Annotated in this window: 2 protein-coding genes; one reads left to right on the top strand and one right to left on the bottom strand. The window is 44.2% G+C overall.

The window, feature by feature from the left end:
* The first annotated feature begins 28 nt into the window (after positions 1-28).
* A complete protein-coding gene (locus G1O98_RS37840) occupies positions 29-1,483 on the top strand; it encodes an NAD(P)/FAD-dependent oxidoreductase (RefSeq protein WP_163939541.1) in 1,455 nt (484 codons plus the stop codon).
* Positions 1,484-1,636: 153 nt separating this feature from the next.
* Here G1O98_RS37840 and G1O98_RS37835 read toward each other — a convergent pair whose 3' ends face one another.
* Positions 1,637-2,356, bottom strand: coding sequence for a phosphatidate cytidylyltransferase (locus tag G1O98_RS37835; protein ID WP_163939539.1), 720 nt, complete (start codon positions 2,354-2,356; stop codon positions 1,637-1,639).
* Positions 2,357-2,449: the final 93 nt, after the last annotated feature.

The raw sequence follows: 2,449 nt of genomic DNA, 5'->3' as shown, positions 1-2,449 counted from the left end.
ATTCCCCATTCCCCATGCCCAATGACAAATGACAATTGACTACGATGTTGTAATTATTGGCGGCAGTCTTGCTGGATACTACGCTGCTCTTGCTGCAACCCAACTACGTGCTACGGTTGCCTTGGTGGAACCTAAAGTAGAATATGGGTTTACTCATCACCATGCTCTTACCGAAATCGGTAAACTGGCGCAGAAGTTGAATGATGCCGCTAGTTTTGGTGTTCATACCACAAACACTGATATTTCAGAAGAATGCCACATATCTATGGCATGGCAAGAAGCAATGCTGTATGCTCAATGCGTCGCCGCAAATCTCAAAGAACAGCATTCTCCTGCCGTCCTAGCCGCGCTAGGGGTAGATGTCATTGTTGGCAGTGGTCAATTTCAATCTTCGCCCCAACTGGCTTTTGCCGTTAACAATCGCCTACTACACGCCCGTACTTATTTGCTAGCCAGTGGTTCGCGTCCAGAAATTCCAGAGATTGAGGGATTGCAAGGCACTGGCTATCTAACCCTTTCTAATATTTGGCAATCTTTACAGGGAGGAACATTACCCAAAAATTGGGTAATTATCGGTGGAACTCCCCAAAGCATTGAAATCGCTCAAACTTTAGCCCGATTTGGTTGCAGTGTGACGCTAGTAGTCAAGCATCCTTATGTTCTCTCCCATATTGACCCTGAAATAGCCATATTGCTTCAGGCACAGTTGGAAGTCGAAGGTGTGCGCGTCCTCACCGATAAACTAGTAACTCAGGTGAGGCTAATTGAGGATAAAAAGTGGATTCAAGCAGGAGATAAAGCCATTGAAACTGATGAAATTTTAGTGGCGACTGGACAACAGCCGAATATTGAATCCCTAAATTTGGCAACGGTAGGCGTGAAATGGCATCGGCGTAGTTTAGTAGTGAATGATAAACTACAAACCACTAACCACCGCATTTACGCTTGTGGTGATGTAATTGGTGGTTACGACTTTGCCAATATCGCTAATTATGAAGCAAAAATTGCCCTAAACAATGCACTCTTTTTCCCTAGATTACGAGTAAATTATCGCTCCATTCCTTGGGCAATGTTTTCTGTGCCGATGGTGGCGCAAGTGGGTTTGACAGAGGCACAGGCAAAACGTCTATTTAGTCGAGATGAAGTTTTAGTTTTGCGTCAATATTTTAAAACAGTGGCAGCAGCCCAACTTCGGGACGAAACCACTGGTATGTGTAAATTAATTGTGCTACGTAATGGCGAAATTTTGGGAGCTTCGATATTAGGGGCAGAAGCTGGAGAATTGATTAATTTGATTGCCTTAGCAATGTCCCAAAAAATTAAAGTCAAAGATTTAGCAAATCTATCTCCTGTCTATCCCAGTTTCTCAGAAATTTTGGAACAAGCTGCAAGAGAATGGAGTAGGCAGAAGTTAAATAGCGATATTGCTTGGCAAGAGTTTTTAGAAGGTTTCTTCCATTTCCGCCGCAATTGGAATTTATGAGTGCAAAGTGGCGCTGTCAAGGTGAGTTTTGTATTCATTACTAGCTCTGAACTCGGAAGTTGCACCTCTGAACTCGGAAGTTGCACCTTTGAACTCGGAAGTTGCACCTTTGAACTCGGAAGTTGCACCTTTGAACTCGGAGTTTTGAAAATTCTAAAAGAATAAGTGGAGATTTTGTTTTATTACCCACACGACCCCAGCCGTGACTAAAGGCACACTGAGATTATCTGTGCCTTGGGGTGAGACTGCCTCTGCTAGGGTGGCGCAAGTAGCAGCTACCACCGCAGTCAACAATGCCAACTGTAAACTTAAAGGCGTTGCTAGAGGACTCAGTGATGAACCAGGTAGCAGTAACAGCACCAAGAAAATTACTACTGTACTCGCCACAAACATTACTGCCGAACCTTCCCAGGAACGCACTGAATTTCCTATTTGGTATTTATGCTGCCCGAAGCGTCTACCGATTAATGCTGCTAGTGCATCACCCCAGGTCATCGCCATTATCCCAGCAACAGCGATCGCAACGCTATCTACTGGCCCGTCTGGTCGCCACAGTAGCCCGAAAAGCAATGTCACTGAGAGAGCGAAATAAACTGTACCAGGTGAGCTATCCTGAGTATCCATTGCCCCGATGAATCGGTAGCGGTAGAACAGGTAGTTAAGTCCTATAAAAGTGGCAAAAGGTATAATTCCGATTTCCCAGTGATTAAACAATCGCAGGACACCGAAAACCCACATCCCGGCACCAATATGGATTATTTTGCGGGTCAAATCCGGCTTTACACCAAACAGCCTACGCAGTCCCTCGCCAATAACAAGTAGACTAATTGCGTAAATATAAGAAATTGCTAGCCCGATAAAGTCATTTGTCATTGGTCATTTGTCATTGGGCATTGGTCATTTGTCATTGGTCATTTGTCATTGGTCATTGGTCATTGGTCATTTGTCAAGAATCATTTTTTATTC

Source organism: Nostoc sp. UIC 10630 (assembly GCF_010747425.1).
GTDB lineage: Bacteria > Cyanobacteriota > Cyanobacteriia > Cyanobacteriales > Nostocaceae > Nostoc.
This window is presented reverse-complemented; position numbering and strand designations above follow the sequence as displayed.

Excerpts from the sequence above, each read along its gene's own strand:
- G1O98_RS37840 (WP_163939541.1), top strand. The coding sequence starts at position 29 with ATGACAATTGACTACGATGTTGTAATTATTGGCGGCAGTCTTGCTGGA.
- G1O98_RS37835 (WP_163939539.1), bottom strand. The coding sequence starts at position 2,356 with ATGACAAATGACTTTATCGGGCTAGCAATTTCTTATATTTACGCAATT.